Source organism: Nonomuraea sp. PA05 (genome assembly GCF_008086045.1).
Taxonomy (GTDB): Bacteria; Actinomycetota; Actinomycetes; order Streptosporangiales; family Streptosporangiaceae; genus Nonomuraea; species Nonomuraea monospora.
On sequence record NZ_VSEY01000007.1, the window covers coordinates 16,228 to 36,019 of the forward strand.

25 protein-coding genes and 1 riboswitch are annotated in these 19,792 nt (G+C 71.1%); of the genes, 16 read left to right on the plus strand and 9 right to left on the minus strand.

Annotated features, from left to right (window positions below; all coding sequences use genetic code 11):
- The first annotated feature begins 21 nt into the window (after positions 1-21).
- Positions 22-405, plus strand: a complete 384-nt coding sequence (locus FXF51_RS12645; RefSeq protein ID WP_148434511.1) for a hypothetical protein — start codon at positions 22-24, stop codon at positions 403-405.
- Between the two features lie 24 nt (positions 406-429).
- On the opposite strand, the gene FXF51_RS12650 is transcribed toward FXF51_RS12645, so the two are convergent.
- Entirely contained in the window at positions 430-1,221 is a 792-nt protein-coding gene (locus FXF51_RS12650; RefSeq protein WP_148434512.1) for a hypothetical protein, read from the minus strand.
- Positions 1,222-1,345: 124 nt separating this feature from the next.
- On the opposite strand from FXF51_RS12650, the gene FXF51_RS12655 reads away from it, so the two are divergent.
- From FXF51_RS12655 to FXF51_RS12675, 5 genes are all read left to right on the plus strand, one after another.
- Entirely contained in the window at positions 1,346-1,768 is a 423-nt protein-coding gene (locus FXF51_RS12655) for a RidA family protein (RefSeq protein ID WP_148434513.1), read from the plus strand.
- Between the two features lie 99 nt (positions 1,769-1,867).
- The gene (locus tag FXF51_RS63730; protein ID WP_148434901.1) at positions 1,868-2,089 is read left to right on the plus strand and encodes an SDR family oxidoreductase; all 222 of its coding nucleotides are present in this window, start codon (positions 1,868-1,870) and stop codon (positions 2,087-2,089) included.
- A gap of 16 nt (positions 2,090-2,105) precedes the next feature.
- The gene (locus FXF51_RS12665) at positions 2,106-2,750 is read left to right on the plus strand and encodes a hypothetical protein (RefSeq protein ID WP_148434514.1); all 645 of its coding nucleotides are present in this window, start codon (positions 2,106-2,108) and stop codon (positions 2,748-2,750) included.
- Between the two features lie 152 nt (positions 2,751-2,902).
- Positions 2,903-3,748 (plus strand): SDR family oxidoreductase, encoded by an 846-nt coding sequence (locus FXF51_RS12670; RefSeq protein ID WP_148434515.1) that lies wholly within the window; start codon positions 2,903-2,905, stop codon positions 3,746-3,748.
- Between the two features lie 132 nt (positions 3,749-3,880).
- Complete coding sequence (locus FXF51_RS12675; protein ID WP_187414336.1) at positions 3,881-4,363, plus strand: NBR1-Ig-like domain-containing protein; 483 nt, start codon at positions 3,881-3,883, stop codon at positions 4,361-4,363.
- On the opposite strand, the gene FXF51_RS12680 is transcribed toward FXF51_RS12675, so the two are convergent.
- Genes FXF51_RS12680 through FXF51_RS12690 form a run of 3 tightly spaced genes read right to left on the minus strand, consistent with a single transcriptional unit; the run spans position 4,360 to position 8,317 of the window.
- Positions 4,360-4,776, minus strand: a complete 417-nt coding sequence (locus FXF51_RS12680; protein ID WP_148434517.1) for a VOC family protein — start codon at positions 4,774-4,776, stop codon at positions 4,360-4,362. The two genes, FXF51_RS12675 and FXF51_RS12680, sit on opposite strands and share 4 nt — an antisense overlap.
- Before the next feature lie 56 nt (positions 4,777-4,832).
- A complete protein-coding gene (locus FXF51_RS12685; RefSeq protein ID WP_148434518.1) occupies positions 4,833-6,539 on the minus strand; it encodes a serine/threonine protein kinase in 1,707 nt (568 codons plus the stop codon).
- On the minus strand, positions 6,536-8,317 hold the full coding sequence (locus FXF51_RS12690; RefSeq protein ID WP_187414337.1) for a protein kinase domain-containing protein: 1,782 nt from the start codon (positions 8,315-8,317) through the stop codon (positions 6,536-6,538). Before FXF51_RS12690 ends, FXF51_RS12685 begins: the two co-directional genes overlap by 4 nt.
- A gap of 295 nt (positions 8,318-8,612) precedes the next feature.
- Here FXF51_RS12690 and FXF51_RS63735 point away from each other — a divergent pair, with 295 nt between their 5' ends.
- Complete coding sequence (locus FXF51_RS63735) at positions 8,613-8,729, plus strand: SEC-C metal-binding domain-containing protein (RefSeq protein WP_372513656.1); 117 nt, start codon at positions 8,613-8,615, stop codon at positions 8,727-8,729.
- A 318-nt stretch (positions 8,730-9,047) separates the two neighbouring features.
- Complete coding sequence (locus tag FXF51_RS12700) at positions 9,048-9,350, plus strand: YciI family protein (protein WP_148434519.1); 303 nt, start codon at positions 9,048-9,050, stop codon at positions 9,348-9,350.
- A 12-nt stretch (positions 9,351-9,362) separates the two neighbouring features.
- On the opposite strand, the gene FXF51_RS12705 is transcribed toward FXF51_RS12700, so the two are convergent.
- Positions 9,363-10,595: a sensor histidine kinase gene (locus FXF51_RS12705; RefSeq protein WP_148434520.1), complete on the minus strand. Its 1,233-nt coding sequence runs from the start codon at positions 10,593-10,595 to the stop codon at positions 9,363-9,365.
- The gene (locus FXF51_RS12710; RefSeq protein WP_148434521.1) at positions 10,592-11,248 is read right to left on the minus strand and encodes a response regulator transcription factor; all 657 of its coding nucleotides are present in this window, start codon (positions 11,246-11,248) and stop codon (positions 10,592-10,594) included. The genes FXF51_RS12705 and FXF51_RS12710 overlap by 4 nt, the downstream gene beginning before the upstream one ends.
- 174 nt (positions 11,249-11,422) lie before the next feature.
- Here FXF51_RS12710 and FXF51_RS12715 point away from each other — a divergent pair, with 174 nt between their 5' ends.
- From FXF51_RS12715 to FXF51_RS12730, 4 genes are read left to right on the plus strand one after another with little or no spacing between them, the layout of a single operon-like run.
- Positions 11,423-11,953 (plus strand): hypothetical protein, encoded by a 531-nt coding sequence (locus tag FXF51_RS12715; RefSeq protein WP_148434522.1) that lies wholly within the window; start codon positions 11,423-11,425, stop codon positions 11,951-11,953.
- Complete coding sequence (locus tag FXF51_RS12720; RefSeq protein ID WP_262379478.1) at positions 11,953-13,098, plus strand: peptidoglycan-binding protein; 1,146 nt, start codon at positions 11,953-11,955, stop codon at positions 13,096-13,098. The genes FXF51_RS12715 and FXF51_RS12720 overlap by 1 nt, the downstream gene beginning before the upstream one ends.
- A complete protein-coding gene (locus FXF51_RS12725; RefSeq protein ID WP_316247618.1) occupies positions 13,095-13,826 on the plus strand; it encodes an ABC transporter ATP-binding protein in 732 nt (243 codons plus the stop codon). Before FXF51_RS12720 ends, FXF51_RS12725 begins: the two co-directional genes overlap by 4 nt.
- Positions 13,826-15,040: an ABC transporter permease gene (locus FXF51_RS12730; protein WP_262379479.1), complete on the plus strand. Its 1,215-nt coding sequence runs from the start codon at positions 13,826-13,828 to the stop codon at positions 15,038-15,040. Before FXF51_RS12725 ends, FXF51_RS12730 begins: the two co-directional genes overlap by 1 nt.
- A gap of 86 nt (positions 15,041-15,126) precedes the next feature.
- On the opposite strand, the gene FXF51_RS12735 is transcribed toward FXF51_RS12730, so the two are convergent.
- Complete coding sequence (locus FXF51_RS12735; RefSeq protein WP_148434523.1) at positions 15,127-15,567, minus strand: hypothetical protein; 441 nt, start codon at positions 15,565-15,567, stop codon at positions 15,127-15,129.
- A gap of 142 nt (positions 15,568-15,709) precedes the next feature.
- On the opposite strand from FXF51_RS12735, the gene FXF51_RS12740 reads away from it, so the two are divergent.
- Positions 15,710-16,036: an STAS domain-containing protein gene (locus tag FXF51_RS12740; RefSeq protein WP_148434524.1), complete on the plus strand. Its 327-nt coding sequence runs from the start codon at positions 15,710-15,712 to the stop codon at positions 16,034-16,036.
- Between the two features lie 46 nt (positions 16,037-16,082).
- Here FXF51_RS12740 and FXF51_RS12745 read toward each other — a convergent pair whose 3' ends face one another.
- Together FXF51_RS12745 and FXF51_RS12750 are read right to left on the minus strand one after the other, a co-directional pair.
- Positions 16,083-16,595 carry a VOC family protein gene (locus tag FXF51_RS12745; protein ID WP_148434525.1) on the minus strand — a complete coding sequence of 171 codons (513 nt, stop codon included), beginning with the start codon at positions 16,593-16,595 and terminating at the stop codon, positions 16,083-16,085.
- 150 nt (positions 16,596-16,745) lie between these two features.
- Positions 16,746-17,720: a rod shape-determining protein gene (locus FXF51_RS12750; protein ID WP_148434526.1), complete on the minus strand. Its 975-nt coding sequence runs from the start codon at positions 17,718-17,720 to the stop codon at positions 16,746-16,748.
- Between the two features lie 78 nt (positions 17,721-17,798).
- Between FXF51_RS12750 and FXF51_RS12755 the strand changes: the two genes are divergently transcribed.
- The 3 genes from FXF51_RS12755 (at position 17,799) to FXF51_RS63740 (ending at position 19,729) form a co-directional block, all read left to right on the plus strand.
- Positions 17,799-18,257 (plus strand): class I SAM-dependent methyltransferase, encoded by a 459-nt coding sequence (locus tag FXF51_RS12755; RefSeq protein WP_148434527.1) that lies wholly within the window; start codon positions 17,799-17,801, stop codon positions 18,255-18,257.
- Positions 18,258-18,325: 68 nt separating this feature from the next.
- Entirely contained in the window at positions 18,326-18,526 is a 201-nt protein-coding gene (locus FXF51_RS12760; RefSeq protein ID WP_148434528.1) for a DUF5302 domain-containing protein, read from the plus strand.
- A gap of 165 nt (positions 18,527-18,691) precedes the next feature.
- Positions 18,692-18,827, plus strand: a riboswitch (cyclic di-AMP (ydaO/yuaA leader).
- A gap of 185 nt (positions 18,828-19,012) precedes the next feature.
- Positions 19,013-19,729: a hypothetical protein gene (locus tag FXF51_RS63740; RefSeq protein ID WP_411268356.1), complete on the plus strand. Its 717-nt coding sequence runs from the start codon at positions 19,013-19,015 to the stop codon at positions 19,727-19,729.
- Positions 19,730-19,792 lie beyond the last annotated feature (63 nt).

Sequence of the window (19,792 nt, forward strand, 5' to 3'; positions counted from 1 at the left end):
CCATACGAAAGGAGCCCCCCCATGGCCACGGTTACCTTCAGGGACGAGAGCGCGACCGGGAAGCCGCTCGACGAGTTCACGCTGCCTGATCTGCCTGAGCGCATCTCGGCGCGTGAGCTCGTCCGGCTGCGGGTGCGGGAGGAGGTCGCCCGGCACAACGGCGATCCGGGGTCCCGCTTCCGGGGGCTCGTCCGGCCGGCGGAGGCCGAGGTGGAGCTGAACGGCAGCCGGGCTCGGCGCATCGACTGGGAGTGTCAGGCGGACGTGGCGGAGCGGGCGTTTCAGCGCAACGGGTTCCTGCTGCTGGTGGGGGAGCGGCAGATCGAGGATCTGGCGGAGATGATCGATCTGACCGTCGATCCGGTGGTGTCGTTCGTCAAGCTCGTGCCGCTCGTCGGAGGGTGAGGGAGCCGTCGGAGGTGGGGGAGCCTACGTGCGTGTATGTGATCCGCGCGGGCGCAGACGCAGGCGCAGGCCGATGACCGCCGCCAGGGTGATCACCAGGCCGGTCAGCATCAGCGGCCGCCCGTCCGGGCCCGCCAGCCCTCCGGCGCCGGTGTCCACCCCGCCGGACGGGGTGTCGGCGGGGGAGGTGGACGTGGCGGTGTTGTCGGGCTCGCTGCCGGCCCCGTCCGGGTCCTCGGTCGTGCCGGCGTCGGCCTCCGGGGTGCCGGTGTCCGTGGGGTCGGAACCCGTCGCGCTGCCCGTGACGGTGAGCGGGTACTCCGTCAGGGCGCCCTTGTCCTTCACCTCGCACTCGACGAGGACGTCCTGAGGCGTCAGGCCGAAGTTGATCGCGCCCGCGTGGACGTTGCCGGTGCCCGGATTGCGAGGGGTCGTCGTCATCGAGGCCGTCGCGGGGATGGCGACCGGCTCGCCGGGGATGACGGTGCCGATGTCGGCGACGCCGGTGGCCGAGGTGAGGCCGTCGATGCCGCTGATCCCGGCGTACACGTACATGTTGAGCTCGCCCTCCATGCCCGTGGCGGGGGCCGTCAGCTCCTTGCCCGTGATGAACACGCCGCTCCACCCGATCGTGAGCTGCTGCCCCGTGGTCGCCTGTGCGGGCACGGTCAGCTCCACGTCCAGGCTGACCTCCTGGGTCTCGTTCGTGGCCGCGGTGGTGCACACGTAGACCACCGTGGCGGCGGCCGCGTGCGCGGGGGCGACGGCGCACGGCAGAATGGTGGCGGCGGCTAAGACGGCCAGGCGGACACGCACGGCGAGTCTCCCTTGAGCTGACGGTGCATGAGAGGGGACGCTCCAGGAGGATCGTATCGGCGCTGGTCGAAGTGGCGAAAAATCCAGAAGATTACGGCCCCGCCAAATGATAGGAAGAACGGCTATGACATCAGGTGTCCGACTTATTCGCAACGACCGGCTCACCGACCAGGTCGAGTACGCCTACGCCGCCGCCGTGGACGCCCCCGTCCGCTCCATCTACGTCGCCGGAGCCTGCCCCCTCGACCTCGACGGCAAGACGGTCGCCGTCGGCGACTACGCCGGGCAGGCCCACCAGGTGATGCGCAACCTCGTCACGGCGCTCGACGGCGCGGGCGCGTCCCTGACCGACGTCGTCAAGACCACCGTCTACGTGGCCTCCACCCGGCAGGCCGACCTGGTGACGGCGTGGCAGGTGTACCGGGAGTACATGGGGGAGCACGACGTCCCCAGCACGCTGCTCGGCGTCACCGTGCTCGGCTACCATGACCAGCTCGTCGAGGTGGAGGCGGTCGCGGTGATCGCCGGCTCGGCGGGGACGGCCTAAGAGGTACGGCTCCACCAGCCCCGCAGCCCGTCGCCTCGGTCGTGGAGGCGTTCGGGCGGCTGGACGTCGCACACCGGGGGATCCGCGTGAACACCATCCATCCCGGCCCGGTCGGCACCGAGTTCCAGCAGGCCGTGGAGCTGGCCGTCAACGGGGAACGCTCTCCGCGGGAGGCGGCGCGGCTCTTCGGCACGCACATCCCGCTGGGTGTTGTTCCTCGCGGCCGACGACAGCTCGTTCGTGACCGGCAGCACCGTGGCGGTGGACGGCGGGATGAGCAGCCAAGGAATGCCATCGTCACCTGTACGAAGAGTAATGTGACTGACACAATTTGCTCATGAGTCTGTTTCGGTCGGCTGAAGGACTGCCCGATCACGGATGCGGCGCGCTGGGCCGGGTGGCACACGGAGCGATGACGGCGCCGTCCGGCCGTCCACGCGAGGAGCCCCGGGGGGCCAGGCTCTTCCTCGGGTACAACACGCTGCCCGATCCGCCGTTCCCCCTCGCCGGGTTCATCGAGTACGAGATGGACCCCAGGACGGCGGAGTACGATCTCGGCTCGGTGCTGCGGCTGCTCACCGAGTCGTTCCGCGCCCAGCCGGTGCCACCGGAGGGAACCTACGACGACTCGCACCGGCGCCAGGCGGCCGTCATGCGGGTGGACGCCATGGTGGTCGTCTTCCCCGGGCGGGCCTTCAGCCCCGAGCACAGCCCGCCCGCCCGCGCCCTGTGGGAGAACCTGGTGGAGGGCTACTACCGCGACGGCGACGCGGAGGCGTGCGCGGGCGCCCGGCACGCGCTGGTGGGGCTGGGGGTGGACCGGGCGGACAGCCGGGTGATCCTCCTGGCCGAGCTGAGCGCCACCGGCGACCACGCGCAGCCCGAGCGGGTGGGCGAGTATCCGGAGGGCACGCTGTACGACCTGCTGGGAGAACTGCTCGACGCCCAGTACCGGTGGACGCGCGCGGCCTTCGGGCTCTGAGCGGCCTTCAGCTTCTGGGCGGCCTTCAGGTTCTGGGCGGGCTTCAGGTTCTGGGCGGGCTTCAGGTTCTGGAGGCTTTCCGGTTCTGGGCGGTGCTCGGGCTCATGAGTGGCCTTCGGGCTGGGGCCGGTGTCGCGGGCTAGGGTGCCGGTATGTCGTTCATCGTCACCACCGGCGCCACCGGACGCCTGGGCGGCCGGGTCGCCGCGCTGCTCGCCGCCGCCGGTGCCGAGCAGCGGCTCGTCTCCCGGCACGCCACCGCCGGCGCCCCCCGCCTCGACCGGGCCACGGCGGCCGACGCCGCGTACGGTGATCGCGCGGCGCTGCGGCAGGCGCTCGACGGCGCCTCGACCGTGCTGTTCGTGTCGGCGTCCGAGAGCGAGGACCGCCTCGACCAGCACCGGACGTTCGTGGACGCCGCCCGCGACGCCCGCGTCACCCACCTCGTCTACGTCTCCTTCTACGGCGCGGCGCCCGAGGCGACGTTCACGCTGGCCCGCAACCACTGGGCCACCGAGCAGTACATCCGCGGCAGCGGCCTCACCTTCACCTTCCTGCGCGACAACCTGTACGCCGACTTCCTGCCGGGCATGGCCGGCAGCGACGGCGTGATCAGGGGCCCCGCCGGGCAGGGACGGGTGGCGGCCGTGGCGCAGGACGACATCGCCGAGGCGGCGGCCAACGTGCTGCTGGCGCCGAAGGCGCACGAGGGCGTCACCTACGAGCTGACCGGGCCGCGGGCGCTGACGCTGGACGAGGTCGCCTCGGCCATCGGGGCGGCGACGGGGCGGGACGTCACGTACCACGCCGAGACGGTGCCGGAGGCGTACGCGTCCCGTGAGATCTACGGCGCGCCCGGGTGGCAGGTGGAGGCGTGGGTGTCGACGTACCTCGCCATCGCCGCAGGAGAGCTCGAAAGGGTCACCGGCGACATTCCCGCACTCACTGGGCACCCGGCCACCAGCCTGGAGGAATTGCTTAGCGCATTCTCCGATTGATCCGCTGCAAATGCGGGCGGGACGATAACCTTCAGGCGTTTATTCGACAGGGCGACGCGGTGGGTCATTGTTCTCATGGGAATTACGCGGGCTCGCCGGCGCGTGAGCGGGCGGGAGCGGTCCTCCGCCGTCATGGTGGCCTGGATCGGGGTGATCGGGGCCGTCTGTTCGGCTGTGATCGCGGGGACGTTCACGCTGCTCAACGATGAGGAGCCGGCGAAACCCGCCGGTGCCATCGGCGGCGACGACATGCGGACGATCGCCGACCCCACGCTGCCCGACGGCTCCAAGCTGGCCGCGGGCACCAAGGCCAGCAAGGTGTGGCTGGTCAAGAACATCGGCAACGCGCCCTGGCGCGGCCGTTACGTCGAGCGGGTCGGGGACGACCCGTGCGTCACCTCCGAGCGGCGGGTCGCCATTCCGGACGCCGACCCCTCGGACACCATCGCCGTCACCGTGCCGATCACCGTGAACGGCCACCCGGGTGACAGATGCGTCGCCGGCTGGCTGATGGTCGACCACCAAGGCCAACCCCTTTTCCCGCGAAAAATCGGCCAACCGCCGAGAAATGGCAATATGTGGTTGGATATCGAAGTTATTTCCACTAAACCCTAGACGGCGAACACCTGCGAGTCGTCCGCGAACGCCTTGAACTCCAGGGCGTTGCCCGCCGGGTCCAGCAGGAACATCGTCCACTGCTCGCCCGGCAACCCCTCGAACCGCAGATACGGCTCGATGACGAACGCGGTGCCCGCCTCCCGGAACCGGTCGGCCAGCTTGTGGAACTCCGGGATGGTCAGGATCAGCCCGAAGTGCGGGACCGGCACGTCGTGGCCGTCCACCGGGTTGTGCACCTGCTCGGTGCGTGCGGGGGCCAGGTGGGTGACGAACTGGTGGCCGTGCAGGTTCCAGTCGATCCAGCGGTCGGAGCTGCGGCCCTGGGCGCAGCCGATCAGCTCGCCGTAGAAGTGGCGGGTGGCGTCCAGGTCGTCCACGGGGACGGCGAGGTGGAAGCGAGGGAGTTCCATGCGGGACCTCTTTCCGATCGGTGGTCCGATTCGTACCCCTTAGTGGCCTTTGACTCTCACCAGCCCTCGTCGAAGTCGCAGATTTTCACCGAGAGGCTCTTCCGGCTGGGGTTCGGGGTGACGATCTCGAAGACCACCTGGTAGGTGCCTGCCTGCTTCCAGGTGATCGACGGGAGGAGGGGCTTGGAGGAAGCGGTGCCCTGCTGCCTGCCCTGGCTCTGGCCGTTCACCAGCCAGCGGTAGCTGTAGGTGCCGGACGCGGCGACCTTGGCCCAGATGTTCATGTCGTAGCGCCAGCAGTCGCCCAGCCTGATGCCCTCATAATCGAACGCCACCGACTTCACGCCCCCGGCCGTGGGCTTCGGGCTGGTGGGCGGCCGGGTCGTGGCCGGTGTCGTGCTCGGTGTTCTGGTGGGCTGCGTGGTGGGGGTCTTCGGCCGTACGGACGGGGTGGGGGTCCTGGTGGGGCGCAGGGGCTTGGCCGACTTCTTCGCCTTGCCCGCCGGGTGGGAGGCGGTGGTGGGGGTGGCGGGTGTGGCGGTGGCGATGGCGGCGGAGCTGGTGCCGTCGCCTGATGAGGTGGGCAGCAGGAACCACGCCGCCGCCGCGCCGCCCGTCACGATGATCGCCGTGCCGGCGGCCAGGAGGGCGGTGATCAGGCGGTCGCGGGACGGGTTGCGGACGGGGCCGGTGGGGGCCTGGGCTAGGTGGCCGTTCCAGGCGGGGGAGGGCGGGTGCGTGGGACCGGCGGCGATCCCACCTTGGCTCCCCACGGTCCCGCGCGGCCCAGGCCGTGCGCCCGCCCCGGGCGATTCAGCCCATGTGCCCTTCGACGGCAACCCAGCCGCATCGCCCATCCCGGGCAGCCCAGCCGCATCGCCGATCCCGGGCAGGCCTGCCGCACGGCCCATGCCGGGCAGCCCAACCCCATCGCCCATGCCGGGCACCCTCGCCCCCGCGAATCCGGGCGCACGGCCTGGATCGGCCGGCGGACGGCCCGCTTCGGCCGGGGCGCCGATGAGGCGGAAGAGGACGTCCTGCATGGCGGGCCGGGCGGCGGGATCCTTCGCGAGGCAGGCGTACACGATGGACCGCAGCGGCTCCGGCACACCGTCCAGGCGCGGCTCCTCGTACTGGATCCTCCTGAGCACGGCAGGCAGCGAGTCGTTGCCGAACGGCGGCGCGCCGGTGGCGGCGAACACCATCACCGACCCCCACGCGAACACGTCCACCGTCGGCCCTGCCACCGCCCCCAGGAACTGCTCGGGCGCCATGTACGCGGGCGTCCCCACAATCGTGCTGGTACGGGTCACCGCGTCGTCCATGGCCCGCGCGATGCCGAAGTCGATGACGCGCGGCCCGTCGCGTCCGAGCAGCACGTTGGCGGGCTTGAAGTCGCGGTGCACCACCCCGGCCCGGTGGACGGCGGCCAGCGCGGTGGCCGTGGCGACGGCCAGACGTTGCAGGTCCGCGCCCTGGTGCAGGCCCGCCGCCGCCAGGGACGGGCCCTCGACGTACTCGGTCACGATGTACGGCCGCCCGCCCAGCGACGCGTCCAGCACCTGCGCGATGCAGAACGGCTCCACCCGCCGCGCGGCGGCGATCTCCTTGGCGAACCGCCCGTCGCCCGCCACGCCCTCGCGCAGCACCTTGATCGCGACCCGTTTCCCATCGGGGGCCACGCCCAGGTACACCACCCCCTGGCCGCCCTCCCCGAGCTGCTCGACGATCCGGTACTGGCCGATGGCGTGGGGCGGCGTCATGAGTAGTCGTCCACGGGGCAGATGTTGATCGTGACGCTCTTGCTGGCGGCGGAGGGCTCCGTGACGCGCAGGGTGATGGTGTGGCGGCCTTCGTCCAGCATGTATTGGCCGGCCGTCACGAACGCCGTGTAGTCGTCCTCGGGGACCCAGGACTTGCGGTTCTCGCGGGTCTGGCCGTCCACGATCCACAGGTAGGAGACCCAGATGCCGGGGCGGGTCGACTCCACCATGGTCTGGAAGTGGATCGGTGGCATGTAGCAACTGCTGTCGGTGGACTGGCCGGGGCCGCCGAACAGCTCGATCTCCAGGATGCTGACCTTGGCGCTCGTGACCGGCTTCTTCGTGGTGCGGGAGGGGGCGGGGCTCCTGGTGGTCGGCGTCTGGGTGGGCTTCGGGGTGCTCCTCGGGGTGGGTGTCCGGGTGGGTTTCTGGGTTTTGCGGGTGGTCTTGCGGGGGCTCGGCGTTGACGACCGGTGTGTGCGCTTGTCGGTCGAGGTGGGGGACGTGGTGGGCGAGGCGGAGGAGACGGCGGCCAGCGACTCGGGGCCGGACTTCCTCGCCCAGGGGGACAACCAGACGACCCCGGCGACCAGCGCCACCACCATGACCACGGCCACACCAACGGCCGCCGGCACCCCAACCCGCGCCAACGTCCCCTTCGACGCCCGATGCCCCGGCCCGACCCCCACCCCGGGCATCGGCCCTTGGTTCGGCATCGGCCCTTGACCCGGCATCGGCCCTCGGCTTGGCACCGGCCCTTGACCTGGCATGTGCCCGGCGCCTTGCACGGGATGGCCGCTCGGCATCGGCCCGCCGCCCGGAATCGGCCCAGCGCCAGGCATCGGTGCGGCGTGCGACCCCAGCCCAGCGTGCGACCCCGGCCCGGCATGCAGCCCAGGCCCAGGGCGTGGTCCCGGCCCCGCGTGTGACCCCGGCCCTGTGTGCGGCCCCGGCCCGGCGTGTGCCCCTGACCCCGGCCCTGGTGTCGCGTTCTGGCCGCTGAGCAGCCGCAGCAGCACATCCCGCATGGCCGGCCGCCGAAGCGGATCCTTGACCAGGCACCCGTACACGATCCCCCGCAACGGCTGCCCAAGATCACCAAGCTGTGGTTCGTTGTGCAGGATCCGGTTGATGATCGCCGGCAACGTGTCCTGCCCGAACGGCGGCGTCCCCGTGCCCGCCCACACCATGACGGACGCCCACGCGAACACATCCGCCGCCGCCCCCACAGCCTGCCCCGCGAGCTGCTCCGGCGCCATGTAGGCAGGCGTCCCCACAATGCTGCTGGTGTGCGTGACCCCGTCGTCCAGCGCCCTGGCGATGCCGAAGTCGATGACGCGCGGCCCACCGGGCCCGAGCAGCACGTTGGCGGGCTTGAAGTCGCGGTGCACGATGCCCGCCTGGTGGATGGCGGTCAGCGCGGTGGCCGTGGCGACGGCCAGACGTTGCAGGTCGGCCCCCGTGTGCAGGCCGGCCTGCTGCAGGGACGGCCCTTCTACGTACTCGGTCACGATGTACGGACGCGGCCCGCTCAGCGAGGCGTCCAGCACCTGTGCGATGCAGAACGGCTCCACCCGCCGCGCCGCCTCGATCTCCTTGGCGAGCCGATCGCTGAGCCCGGCGTGCCCGTCGCGCAGCACCTTGACCGCCACCGCCCGCCCGTCGGGCGCCTGGCCGAGGTAGACGGTGCCCTGCCCGCCGGAGCCGAGCCGGCCGAGCAGCCGATGGGGTCCCGCCGCCGTCGGATCGTCCTCCCGCAGCGGTTCGACATGCGCCATGAGAGAAGTGACTCCTGAGACGGGTGCGGTGGATGTTACGTACGATAGCGACTCATATACGGATTTGGAGTCAAGTCGATTATTTGTCCGAAATCCTTTCAGTGGCGGAAAATCGATCGTGCCGGGGCCTACAGGTGGCCTGTCGTGGCGTGCGTTCGCCCACGGACCGAGGAGGCCCGGCATGCACCGCGACGAGATGTCCTTTTGAGCCGACCAGCAAGCGCCGCAGGGGGTTCCCTCTAGCGAGACGCAGGTCAAGCGCGGCGATCGCCGCGTCGGCCGCGACAAGGAGCTGATCGAGAAGCTCGGCGGCAACGACCCGTGCCCCTGCGGCTCCGGACGCCGCTTTCCGCCGCTGCTGCCGCCCCACCGGCCGGTACGACGACACCCTCGGCCACTACTACGTCCGTGACCGCCGGTGAGCCGAATTCTGTCGGTGGCCTCTGGCAAGGTGACCTTCCAGACCTCGTCGGCCGGCGCCCTTCCACGCCAGGAAGGCACCGGTCCCTTTCACGTCAGGAGGGGGCACCAAACCCTTCACGTCGCGAGGGGCACTGCGGGTTCACCGTGTTGCTGACCGTCGCCACCCTGGTGGTGCCGTCGGTGTGGCGTGTTCGTACGGCGCCGAGCCGGGGCCCGCGTCCGGAAAGGGATGAGCCCTTCGAGCAAGGAGCCCGCCAGGGCGGGAACGCGACGGAAGCTGTCCCTATATATAAGGAACAATGACGCCATGCTGCACGTGCTCCTCGTCCGCTACACCGTCCCAGCCGACGAGGTGACCCCCCACGTCCCAGGCCATGTGGCCTACCTGGAACGCCACCACGCCGACGGGACGTTCCTGCTGTCAGGTCAGACCGTCCCCGACGATCTGGGCGGCGTCATCCTGGCGACCGGTCCGCGCGAGCGGGTGGAGAAGGTGGCGGCGGAGGATCCGTTCGCGGTGGCGGGCGTGGCGGCGTACGAGATCGTCACCGTGAATCCAGGCCGCCTGCACGAGGAACTGCGCGTCCTGCTCACAGGCACCGACCGGTAGTCAGGGGACTGCTCACGAGAAGCGATCGGTAGCCCGCGGCAGCGCCACCGCCACGACGAGCCCGCCGCCCTCCCTGGGCCACGCCCGCACCTCGCCCCCATGCGCGACCGCCACCGACCGCACGATCGACAACCCCAGCCCCGCGCTGGTCCCGGTGACGGAGCGCTCGCCGGCCTGCCGGTGGAAGGGCTTGAAGAGCAGCGGCACGTCGTACGGCGCCACGGCCGGCCCCGTGTTGCTGACCTCCACCTCGACCTTGTCCCCCGACACGGTACGGCTGACGAGCCGCACCCAGCCGGTGCCGTCGTCGAGGTTGTACCGGATGCCGTTCTCCACCAGGTTGTGCACGAGCCGTTCGAGGAGCAGCGCGTCACCGGTGGTCGGGGCTGGGGCGACGACCTCGTACAGGGTGATCTTGGCGTCGGCGGCCTGGTCGGCGGACTGGGCGGCCACGTGGGTGACGATGTCGGCCAGGTCCACGGGCGAGCGGTCGGCGACCTCCTGCTCGGATCTGGCGAGCAGCAGCAGCCCGCTGATGAGGCGTTCGTGGCGAGTGTTGATCTCCAGGAGGCTTTCGCCCAGCTCCTTGACGTCGGAGGAGGCGGTGCGGCGGTGCATGGCCAGCTCGACCAGCGCCCGGTTGAGGGTCAGCGGGGTGCGCAGCTCGTGGGAGGCGTTGGCGACGAACCGGCGTTGCCCGTCGAAGGAGTGGTCGAGCCGCTCCACCATGGTGTCGAACGTGTCGGCCAGGTCCTTGACCTCGTCGGCGGGCCCGGTCAGCGCGATGCGTTCGTGCAGGCCGCGTTCCGCCATGGGGGCGGCGGCGATCTTGCGGGCGGTCGCGGTGACCAGGTGCAGCGGGGCGAGGACGCGGCCGGCGACCCACCAGCCGAGCACCACGGCCGCGCCGCCGACCACGACGAGCGCGATCGTGCCCTGCGTGAGGAGCGAGGTCACGGCGGCGGCGCGCAGCTCCTGCTGCTCCTGCCACAGCCAGTCGACCGCGGCGTCGCCGGAGAGCGTGACGCCGTGCTGCTGGATGTAGAGCTGCTTGAACCGTCCGGGCTCCGTGGGGGCGGCGTAGCGGTCGTCGAAGGTCCGTACGAGCTGCTGGTTGAACAGCAGGTACGTGACGCCGAGCAGCACCAGCCCGGCGAGCAGGAAGACGGCCCCGTACACCACTGTGAGCCGCATGCGCAGCGTGGGCCGCAGGCGGCTGCGCAGCGCCGGCGGGAGCAGGCTCATGCGATCCGGTACCCCACTCCCGCGACGGTCTCCACGACCGGCGGGTCGGCGAGCTTGCGGCGCAGCTTGAGTATGGTGAGGCGGACCGCTCCGGTGAACGGGTCGGCGTGCTCGTCCCACGCCTTCTCCAGGAGCTGCTCGGCGGAGACGACGCTGCCGCCGGCCCGGAGCAGCTCGGCCAGGACGGCGAACTCCTTCTTCGACAACGGGACGAACCGCCCGTTCCTAAACACCTCCCGCCGCGCGGGGTCGAGCGTGATCCCGGCGCGCCGCAGCACGGGCGGCGCGGCGGGCCGCGAGCGCCGCCCCAGCGCCAGCACCCTGGCGGCCAGCTCGGGGAAGGCGAACGGCTTCGTCAGGTAGTCGTCGGCGCCCATGGACAGGCCGGTCACGCGGTCGTCGAGCTGGGCGGCGGCGGTGAGCATGAGCACCCGCGCGTCGCACTCGGAGGCCACCATCTCCCGGCAGACCTCGTCGCCGTGGACGCGCGGCAGGTCCCGGTCCAGCACGACCACGTCGTAGTCGTTGACCGCGATGCGCTGCAGCGCCGCCTCGCCGTCGTGGGCCAGATCGACCGCGTGCGTCTCCTCGCGCAGCCACTCGGCAATCGCGTCGGCGAGCATCGGCTCGTCCTCAACCACCAGCACCCGCATGGCGCACCCCAGGCCTTTCCATCCGCTTACAGAGCCGAGTGTGACGGAGGTGGCATTTGCTCCGAATAAGCGCAAGAACCGGGGGATGCGGAAACGCTGAGGAAACACCGCCCCCTATTGCATCTCCCATCGAACGGCCTTCGTGGCGACGAATCATTCGACAAGGAGAGCTTCATGCGACGACGAGTACTCAGCGCGCTGGTCACAGCACCGTTCGCGCTCACCCTGCTCCTGACGGGCTGCGGCTCGGGTGACACCGGAGCGAAGGTGGCCTCCGCGAACGGCACCGGCGGCCAGGCCTCGACCGGCGCCGGCGCGAAGCCGAGCACGGACCCGAAGGAGCAGTCGCTCAAGTTCGCCCAGTGCATGCGCGAGAACGGCGTCGACATGCCCGACCCCGACTCCAGCGGCAGGGTCATGATGAAGTTCGACAAGAACACCCCGCAGGAGAAGGTGCAGGCCGCCCAGGAGGCGTGCCAGCAGTACGCCCCGAGCGGCACGCGGCAGGGCGGCGGCGACCCCAAGATGGCCGAGAACATGCGCAAGGTCGCCCAGTGCATGCGTGACAACGGCGTCGAGGCCTACCCCGACCCCGAGGGCAACATGATGCGCCTCACTCCCGACGTCGCCGAGGACCCCGACTTCAAGTCCGCGGAGGAGAAGTGCAAGCAGGTGTCCGCCGAGGCCGGCATGGGAGGTTCTTGATGGGCCCAATGACGGACGGGGCCACCATCGACGGCAAGGCGGAGCCGGAGGCCACGCCTGCCCGGCAGCGCCGCCGCCGTGGCAGGGGCAGGCTGGTGGCGGGGCTGCTGATCGCGGTGGCGGTGGCGGGCGGCGGGTTCGTCGCGGTGAACAGCGCGGGCCTGCTCGAAGGCGGCGCCGGCCCGACCAGCTCGGCCGCCGCGCTGCCTCCGGCGACCACGACGGTGTCCAGGCAGACGTTGAACGACACCAGGGACGCCGACGGCGAGCTCGGTTACGGCCCGGTGACCTCGGCCATGGCGCGCCAGCCCGGCACGGTCACCTGGCTGCCGGAGAGCGGCGCGACGATCACCCGCGGCAAGTCGCTGTACCGGGTGGACAACAAGCCGGTCATGCTTTTGTACGGGGACGTGCCCGCCTACCGCGACCTGAAGATCGGCGTGGAGGGCAAGGACGTCGAGAACCTGGAGCGCAACCTCAGCAAGCTCGGCTACGACGGGTTCACGGTGGACGACGAGTACACCTACGACACCTACGAGGCCGTCCAGGAGTGGCAGGAGGACCGCGGCCTGGAGGAGACGGGCGTGGTCGAGCTGGGCCGGGTCGTCTTCGCGCCCGGCAAGGTGCGCGTGGAGAGCCTGGAGACCGAGGAGGGCCAGCCGGCCCAGCCCGGCCAGAAGGTGCTGACGTACACGGGCACGGCAAAGGTGATCACCGTGCAGCTGGAGGCCGAGGACCAGCGGATGGCCAAGAAGGGCGCCAAGGTCGAGGTGACGCTGCCGGACGGCAAGACCGCGAACGGCAAGGTCACCGAGGTGGCCACGGTCATCGTGCCGGGCGAGAGCCAGAACGCCGACCCGGAGACGCGGGTGGAGGCGCTGGTCTCGATCGGGAGCGCCAAGGCGGCCAAGGGGCTGGACAAGGCGTCGGTGGACGTGACGTTCACGGCCTCGCAGCGCAAGAACGTGCTGACCGTGCCGGTGGCGGCGCTGGTGGCGCTGCAGGAGGGCGGGTTCGGCCTGGAGGTCATCGAGGGCGGCGCGTCCCGCTACATCGCCGTCAAGACGGGGCTGTTCGCGGGGGGCCGGGTCGAGGTCTCCGGCGACGGGCTCACCGAGGGCATGACCGTGGGGATGCCGAAATGAGCTACCCCATGATCGCGCTGACGGACGTGTCCAGGACGTATCCGGGCGGGGTGGCGGCGCTGAGGTCGGTGTCGTTGCGGATCGACCACGGCGAGCTGGTCGCGATCGTCGGCCCGTCGGGGTCGGGCAAGTCGACGATGCTGAACGTGGTCGGCACGCTGGACCGGCCGTCGGCGGGGACCATCCAGATCGACGGGTATGACGTCTCGAAGCTGTCGGACAACCAGCTGTCGGCGCTGCGGGCGACCACGATCGGGTTCGTCTTCCAGTCCTTTCACCTGGCCGCCAAGGTGCCGGCGCTGGACAACGTGGCCGACGGCCTGGTCTACACCGGGCTGAGCAGGGCCGAGCGGCGCCGCCGCGCGGCGGTGGCGCTGAAGCGGGTGGGGTTGGAGCATCGGATGGATCATGAGCCGCATGAGCTGTCGGGCGGGGAGCGGCAGCGTGTGGCGATCGCCAGGGCGGTGGCGGGTGAGCCGCCGCTGCTGCTGGCCGACGAGCCGACCGGTGCCCTGGACTCGGTCTCGGGGACCGGGGTGATGGAGCTGTTGCACGAGCTGAACGCGGCGGGCACCACCATCGTGATCATCACGCACGACCGGGAGATCGCGGCCAGCCTGCCGCGTCAGGTACGGATGCGCGACGGCGAGATCATCTCCGACTCGGCAGCCCGCCCACCCGCGAAGCGCGCGGAGCCTACGGAGCACGTGGAATTCGGGGTGGCGTGATGACGGTCATCGAGCGGCCGAGGCTGCTGCCGGCCCGGATGCGGTCGGCGGATGTCATGCGGGTCGGCGCGGTCGGCCTTCGGACGCGCCCGTTGCGGGCGTTCCTGTCGGCGCTGGGCATCGCCATCGGCATCGCGGCCATGGTCGGCGTGGTCGGGCTCTCCTCGTCCTCCGGGGCCGAGCTGGACCGCCAGCTCTCCGCGCTGGGCACGAACCTGCTCACCCTCTCCTCCGGCACGACCCTCACCGGCGAGGCGGCTCAGATGCCGCAGGACGCCGAGGCGATGATCGAGCGGATCGGGCCGGTCGAGTCGGTCTCGTCCATCGGCAAGGTGCCCGAGGCCAAGGTCTACCGCTCGGAGCAGATCCCGGAGGCGCAGACGGGCGGACTGAACACGTACGCGGCCCGGCTCGACCTGCCCGCCACGGTGGGCGCGACCCTGCGCAGCGGCACCTGGCTGAACGCCGCCACCGAGCGCTACCCGGCCGCCGTGATCGGCTCGGCCACCGCCCAGCGGCTCGGCATCGGCGCGGCCGGCCCCGACACGCAGATCGTCGTCGGCGGCATCCGCTTCACGGTCGTCGGCGTGCTGGAGCCCGTGGCGCTGGCCGCGGACCTGGACAGCGGCGTCCTCGTCGGCTGGCCGGTGGCGGAGGAACGGCTCGGTTTCGACGGCCATCCGACCATCCTTTACACCCGCTCGGAGGAGTCCGCGCTGGAGGCCGTACGGGCGGTGCTGGCGGGTACGGCCAACCCGCAGGCGCCCAACGAGGTGGACATCTCCCGGCCGTCCGACGCGCTGGCCGCCAAGCAGGCCACCAGCCAGGCGTTCGCCGGCCTGCTGCTGGGCGTGGGCGGGGTGGCGCTGCTCGTGGGCGGGGTCGGGGTGGCCAACACGATGGTCATCTCCGTTCTGGAACGCCGCGCGGAGATCGGCCTGCGCCGGTCACTGGGCGCCACCCGGGGACAGATCAGGACGCAGTTCCTGGCCGAGTCGTTGCTGCTGTCCGCGCTGGGCGGAACCGGCGGGGTCCTGCTGGGGACGGGGGTGACGATGGGGTACGCGCTCTACAGCGGCTGGCCGTCGGTCGTCCCGCTCTGGGCCACCGCGGGCGGCCTGGCCGCGACCCTGCTCATCGGCGCCATCGCCGGCCTCTACCCGGCCATCCGCGCCTCGCGCCTGTCCCCGACCGAGGCCCTGTCCACACCTTGACCTCTCCAGGGACCTCTCCAGGGCCATCTCCAGGGACATCTCCAGGCCGCCCGGGCCCGCTCGCCCGGGTGGCCTGAGCCGTCCGTCTACTCGGCCGCGTAGCAGGTGGTCTTGCCCACCACCCGCACCCCGCTCCGCTCCCCGGACAGCACGGTCAGCTCGAACTCCAGCCGCGTCCGCGGGTTGCGCAGCACCGCCACGTCCTGGTCGTGGTCGCGCAGGTCGAGATCGTCGACGACCTTGTCGTACCCGAGCGCCCGCAACCGCTCCAGCAGCCCGTCGGTGGACCCGGCCAGATCACTTTCGGCCTGGACGAAATGCCGTAGCTGCCCGGGGACGCAGGTGTCGTCGTCGGCCCGCTTCACCGCCGACAGGTGCAGCTCGGAGGCCCTGATCAGCTCGCCGGCGTCGGCGTCGAGCCGCTTGGTGGCCGCTTCGAGCGTGGGCAGCTCGGACGCCGCAGTGCACGCCGTAATCGCCGCGACACAGAAGAGCACCGCGGACAGGGCGTGACGGCGGGCGCGCACGATGGGACCCTATCGAAGATCACCGTCGGCTAACGAGTTAATTACGCAAAAAGCACGGCGGGGGCAGCTTTACGACGGCATGAAACGGTCTTTCTAGGGCAGATGCACCACGTACGGCATATGGCCGCCCCCACGGAGCCGGATGACCTTCGAAACCGACGACCGCGCACGCGTCACCCTCGTTCCGCACCCCTTCGGCCTGCGTATAAGCGGCGAGATCGACCGCGGCAACCGGCACCTGCTCGCGGGCGCCCTGGCCTGGGCCCTCCTGGCGGGCAGCCACGACATCCGGCTCGATCTGTCGGGGCTGACGTTCATCGACGTGTCGGGCATGCGGCTCGTCGTCGTCGCGGCGGCCCGATTATCCGCGGACCGCACCCTGGTCCTCGACCCGATCTCTCCCGCCGTCCGCCGCATCCTGGCGCTGACCGGCTGGGAACAGGCCCCCGGCCTGCACGTGTGCTCATGAGTCCGTCGCCGTCACGGCCGCCGACCACGCTGCCCCCCGCCGCCCGTCACGGACGCCAGCGGCGCTGGTTCGTCTCCTTCTCGTACGGCTGAGCGTCCGGATAGGTCAGCAACTCGACCGTCCCGCCCCACGGCGTCCGGCAGTAGGCGAACCGATTGCGCTCACCCGACTCGGGCCCCGGCAGCGGCACCGGCTCCGAGAGCCGCACCCCGCCCGCCTCCATGACCAGCCGCAACGCCTCGTCGAGGTCGTCCACGTACAGGGCGACGTGCTGCCACCCCAGATCGCACGGCAACACGGCCCCGCCCTGCCGCGGCCCGCTGAACTCGAACAGCTCGATGCCGGGCCCGCTGGGCAGGCGGAGCATGCGCACCGCGACCTCCGCCGTGCCCTGCGGCACCCCGAGCCGCCGCTCGGTCGCCCAGCCGCCCTTGGGGCCCTGCGCGCGGGGGAGCGTGTCGTAGAGCACCTCGGCGCCGAACGCGCGGGCGAAGAACTCGGTGGCCGCGTCGAGATCGGGCACGGTCACCCCGACGTGGTCGATGCCGCGGACGGTCATGCGCTGCCTCCTGCTCCAGCCGAAAACTGAAGGTCTCGTACGGCCGGCTCCGGTCGTGGCCGGAGAACGCCGTCTCGTTCGGCCGCCTCTGGTCGTGGCCGGAGAACGCCGTCACGTACGGCCGCCTCCGGTCGTGGCCGGGAAGTGCCGTCACGTACGGCCGCCACGGAGCCTCCCGACCAGTCCCAGCTCGTCCACGCACCGCCCCAGCCCCAGCGCCACACACTCCACCGGCCGCTCGGCCCTGCGCACGGGCATGCACAACGTCTCCCGCAGCCGCCGCCCCAGCCCGCGCAGCAGCGCCCCGCCGCCGACCAGGACCGCGCCGCGCTCGCCGAGGTCGGCGGCCAGCTCGGCGGGGCAGCGCTCCACGGTCTCCATGGCCGCCCGCGCGATCGACTCGACCGGCTGCCCGGTGGCCTCGAAGATGTGCTGGACGGGCAGTGTCAGCTCGCGTTCGCGGCCGGTCTCGGGGTCGCGGGCCCGCACCATGACCTCGCCGTCGTACGCGTGCCGCTTGGCCGTCTCGGCCTCGCGGTCGTCGAGCAGCAGCCCGTGCTCGCGTTCGACGAACCGGACGATCGCCCTGTTGACGGCCTGCCCGCCGTACGGCACGGAGCCGGTCGCCACCACGGACTCGCCGGACAGCACCGCGATCCGGGCGGCGTCGCGGCCGATGTCGATCACCATGTGGCCGGTGCGGTCGTCGGGTGACATCCCGCTGCCGAGCGCGGCGGCCAGCGCGTGCGGGACGAGGCGCACGGTCCTGGCGTCCGCCTCGTACGCGATGCCCTGCAGCACTTCGCGGTCGATGGGCGTGGAGTCGCAGGGCAGCGCCATGACGAGGCGCGGCCTGGCGTACGGATGCCAGTGCACCTTGCGCAGGAAGTGCCGGATCATGCGGCGGGCGAGCTCGGCGTCGGCGGGCAGCCCGCCGCTGACGGGCCAGTGCGTGCGCCCGCCGGTCTCGGCGACGGCTTCCGCGCCGAACCCGACGATCTTGCCCGTGAGGTCGTCGCACATCACGACGGAGGGCTCGTCGAGCACGATTCCCTTGCGTTTGACGTAGATCCGCGTGCTCGCCGCACCAAGATCCATCGCCAGGTCACGACCGAGGAGTCTCATCGCGGGATCTATATCCGCACCCGTCTCAACACAACACCAGGAACGGAACGGATCCCCTTTACCTGGTAGTACTGGACCGTGATCGACTACGACCTGGAGGCCGAGCGGTACGACGAGACCAGGGGCGGCCTGCCGCGTGCCCGCGCGGCGGCGGAGGCGGTGCGCGGCCTGGTGCCGGAGCCGTCCGGCACGCTGGTGGACGTCGCCTGCGGCACGGGGCTGGTGACCAGGGAGCTGGCGGCGCGCGGGCTACGGGTGCTCGGCGTGGACGCCGCCGCCGGGATGGCGCGGATCGCCTCGGGGCGGGTGCGCGTGGTGCTGGGGGACGGGCGCAGGCTCCCGGTGGGCGACCGTTCGGTGGACGCGGTCAGCACGATCTGGCTGCTGCACCTGCTCGGCGACGCCCGCCCGGTCATCGCGGAGGCGGCCGGGCACGGGCTCCGGCTGAGCGGGGAGTCCCGGTTCGTCGGTCTCGGGCAGGGCCGTTCGGGCGGTCCCGACCCGGTCTTCCGGTTGCTGGCCTTCACTTCGTGGTGAGCCCGGTTTCGCGTCATAAGCGGTGCCGTGCGAAGCTGTGAACTGTCCCCAACACCATGGAGGTCCTCATGGCGGATACACCGGAGCCGGAAGTCAGCGAAACTCCCGAGGACGAGATGAAGCGCAAGTTCCGCGAGGCGCTGGAGCGCAAGCGCAACCAGGGCGCGGGCTCGGGCGCGGGTGGCAGGGGCGGCGACCCATCAAAGATCCACGGGGCGCACGGCCCGGCTGCGAGTAAAAGATCGTTCAGGCGCAAGAGCGGCGGCTGAGGCTGAAATTCGCGCGGGGGTACGGCATGCCGTGCCCCCTTTTTTCTTCCCGCGCCAAGGTAGATCTTTGTGGCGATTCATGGCGAATAGTTGGCAGATGTCCGATTCCGTGGCTAAGGTAATCGCCATTACCAGCCGGTGACCTAGTCCTTACCCCAGAGGGACCACCGGTTGGCGCCGAATCCCGAACCCTCGGGAACCGGGGAACCACCTCCGTTGGGGTGAATCCGGCCCTGTGCCGGTAGGGCATCTCCACGCCCGAACCCGTCAGCTAACCCGGTAGGCGTGATGGAGAGGACAAGTTACTTCATGCATCAGCGCGTCGTACCCCCGGACCGCGTCTTGCCGGCCGCCCACTGAGCGGCCCCCTTCCCCAAAGGCTCGTATCTTGCGCTCCGCGTAGCGATATCGCGGCGTTCTGCTGCGCCGCGCCCTTTTTCCGTGAGTGCAACCTCCCTGTCCCCCAGTGAAGGGTTTTGCTGCTTCATGTCTGCCCGTTTTGGCCTGCGTTCCCTCGCCGTGCTCACCGCCTCCACCGTCGGAGCGCTGACCATCGCCGGCACCGCCGCCCACGCCGACTCCGACACCGACCAGAAGATCCTGCTCAAGGGCTCGACCACCGCCTCGTACTTCTGGGACGACGCCTCCGGCCGCGCCGGTGACACGGGCCTGCCGGCCAGCGGCAAGCCGATGCAGAAGGGGCTGGCCGCCAGCCCGAGCTGGCCGCTGCTGACCGAGGGCTACGTGGTCTACAAGGGCAAGAAGATGCCCTTCTTCGTCGGTGACCGCGGGCCTGGCACGCCGTCCAACCGCGGCATCATGCTGGACCTCGACGCCAAGACCTTCGCCGAGCTGACCGGCGGCGAGTTCAACTCCAGCACGCTGGGCGTGGACGGCATCGGCGGCGAGGGCCACATCGACGTCGACTACGTCATCACCAAGTGGGGCTCCGGGGTGGGCAAGAAGAACTACCCGGTGCCGTTCTCCACCGGCGCGTGGGCCGAGCGCGACACGAACCCCGCGACCCCGCCGCAGCCCGAGGAGGACCCCTCCGCCGCCGGCGGCCAGCTCCTCAACGCGCCCGTGGACGAGCCGAAGGAGTCGGGCATGGTCGGCGGCGCGCTGACGGCCGGTGTGCTGTCCATGGCGGGCGGCGGCCTGGTCCTCGGCGGCGAACGCCTCCGCGCCCTCCTGGTGCGCTGACCACGGCGCTCGCGCTCCTCGGGCAGTGACCTTTACGCGGCGACCACCAGAATGACATTCTGG

Excerpts from the sequence above, each read along its gene's own strand:
- FXF51_RS12645 (WP_148434511.1), top strand. The coding sequence starts at position 22 with ATGGCCACGGTTACCTTCAGGGACGAGAGCGCGACCGGGAAGCCGCTC.
- FXF51_RS12655 (WP_148434513.1), top strand. The coding sequence starts at position 1,346 with ATGACATCAGGTGTCCGACTTATTCGCAACGACCGGCTCACCGACCAG.
- FXF51_RS12665 (WP_148434514.1), top strand. The coding sequence starts at position 2,106 with ATGAGTCTGTTTCGGTCGGCTGAAGGACTGCCCGATCACGGATGCGGC.
- FXF51_RS12670 (WP_148434515.1), top strand. The coding sequence starts at position 2,903 with ATGTCGTTCATCGTCACCACCGGCGCCACCGGACGCCTGGGCGGCCGG.
- FXF51_RS12675 (WP_187414336.1), top strand. The coding sequence starts at position 3,881 with ATGGTGGCCTGGATCGGGGTGATCGGGGCCGTCTGTTCGGCTGTGATC.
- FXF51_RS12680 (WP_148434517.1), bottom strand. The coding sequence starts at position 4,776 with ATGGAACTCCCTCGCTTCCACCTCGCCGTCCCCGTGGACGACCTGGAC.
- FXF51_RS12685 (WP_148434518.1), bottom strand. The coding sequence starts at position 6,539 with ATGACGCCGCCCCACGCCATCGGCCAGTACCGGATCGTCGAGCAGCTC.
- FXF51_RS12690 (WP_187414337.1), bottom strand. The coding sequence starts at position 8,317 with ATGGCGCATGTCGAACCGCTGCGGGAGGACGATCCGACGGCGGCGGGA.
- FXF51_RS12700 (WP_148434519.1), top strand. The coding sequence starts at position 9,048 with ATGCTGCACGTGCTCCTCGTCCGCTACACCGTCCCAGCCGACGAGGTG.
- FXF51_RS12705 (WP_148434520.1), bottom strand. The coding sequence starts at position 10,595 with ATGAGCCTGCTCCCGCCGGCGCTGCGCAGCCGCCTGCGGCCCACGCTG.
- FXF51_RS12710 (WP_148434521.1), bottom strand. The coding sequence starts at position 11,248 with ATGCGGGTGCTGGTGGTTGAGGACGAGCCGATGCTCGCCGACGCGATT.
- FXF51_RS12715 (WP_148434522.1), top strand. The coding sequence starts at position 11,423 with ATGCGACGACGAGTACTCAGCGCGCTGGTCACAGCACCGTTCGCGCTC.
- FXF51_RS12720 (WP_262379478.1), top strand. The coding sequence starts at position 11,953 with ATGGGCCCAATGACGGACGGGGCCACCATCGACGGCAAGGCGGAGCCG.
- FXF51_RS12725 (WP_316247618.1), top strand. The coding sequence starts at position 13,095 with ATGAGCTACCCCATGATCGCGCTGACGGACGTGTCCAGGACGTATCCG.
- FXF51_RS12730 (WP_262379479.1), top strand. The coding sequence starts at position 13,826 with ATGACGGTCATCGAGCGGCCGAGGCTGCTGCCGGCCCGGATGCGGTCG.
- FXF51_RS12740 (WP_148434524.1), top strand. The coding sequence starts at position 15,710 with ATGACCTTCGAAACCGACGACCGCGCACGCGTCACCCTCGTTCCGCAC.
- FXF51_RS12745 (WP_148434525.1), bottom strand. The coding sequence starts at position 16,595 with ATGACCGTCCGCGGCATCGACCACGTCGGGGTGACCGTGCCCGATCTC.
- FXF51_RS12750 (WP_148434526.1), bottom strand. The coding sequence starts at position 17,720 with ATGAGACTCCTCGGTCGTGACCTGGCGATGGATCTTGGTGCGGCGAGC.
- FXF51_RS12760 (WP_148434528.1), top strand. The coding sequence starts at position 18,326 with ATGGCGGATACACCGGAGCCGGAAGTCAGCGAAACTCCCGAGGACGAG.
- FXF51_RS63740 (WP_411268356.1), top strand. The coding sequence starts at position 19,013 with ATGTCTGCCCGTTTTGGCCTGCGTTCCCTCGCCGTGCTCACCGCCTCC.